At 33.3% G+C, this 1044-nt stretch carries 1 protein-coding gene; it reads right to left on the bottom strand.

All coding sequences use genetic code 11. The annotated features are described in order from the left end of the window. Positions 1–32: 32 nt before the first annotated feature. The coding region (locus tag ACYPWY_RS16355) for an Abi family protein (protein ID WP_459686611.1) at positions 33–1044 on the bottom strand (1012 nt) is incomplete at its 5' end.

Below are 1044 nucleotides of genomic sequence, written 5' to 3'. Positions count from 1 at the left end.
GCTTTGTTACATCATTCAAATAAATATCCAACTTATTGCCAAAGTGGCTCGTTTTGCCAATCAATTGAAAAACCCATTGCTTGAATATCAACCGTAGGATATTCTGCTAACAAAGATTTGAGTTTTTGTGTAAATTTATTGTTTGGCGAAACTGTAAACAGCAAATACTTGATAACGCAAATACGAAAGTAAACTCGCTTCATGTCCGTATTATCTGGATTTATCCAAGCGAATTTAGGATTATTGAGTTTATGCGAGGCAAAGGGTATTTCTTTATTCCAAGTGCGATTGTGATGTCCGCACAAATTTCTTAAATTGACTAACGAAATAATCCAAGAAGAAAAAACTGGCAATGGAAGAGAAAAGTAATCAGCTACTTTTTTTTGTATGGATTTGTATCTCAAGTCGTTAAATGTTTTACACAACACACCGAAAGGAATTATTTCTGCAATCATCCACACAGGAGGATATGGATTGTTATATGTGTTTTTGAAATGAACAATAAAATCTTCATTCGATTTTTCCAATTCAGAATCAATCAGGGCTAAACGTTTGGTAAAAAAAGACGGATTATTGAAATGTTTGACATTGGTAATCCAAAAAATATCATTTAAAGCATCGCTAATCAGATTATTCATTGCACTACGAATAGCGACTTCGATTTTTTCAATCTCGTTGAAAAGTAATATTCTCAACTTTCGGTCGAAACGATACATGTCCAACGCTTTGTCGAAAGTTGCGCCATTTTTATACAAATGTTCTGTTTTGGGTTCTTTTAGCAATGGATAGAAATAAGCACTCAAACGAAAATAGCCGATATTTGATAAATAACTAACGGCTTTTTGCTCATCGGAAATTATCAGACCTCTTTGTTTCAATAAAAACAATAAATCTTGCGGAAGTGTACAAGTTTTTGAATAATTGGTTCTCATTAAGCATATATAAAAAAACGACCCGCCTAATTTAAGCATTGTAAAGAGGCTCGGCGGGTACTGACGGTGCAAATGTACAACAAATTTTTTGGATATACAAATTCTTGGACAT

It is taken from the genome of Viscerimonas tarda (genome assembly GCF_054601255.1).
The sequence above is the reverse complement of the archived record's forward strand: the minus strand, read 5'-3'. Positions and strand labels throughout refer to the sequence as shown.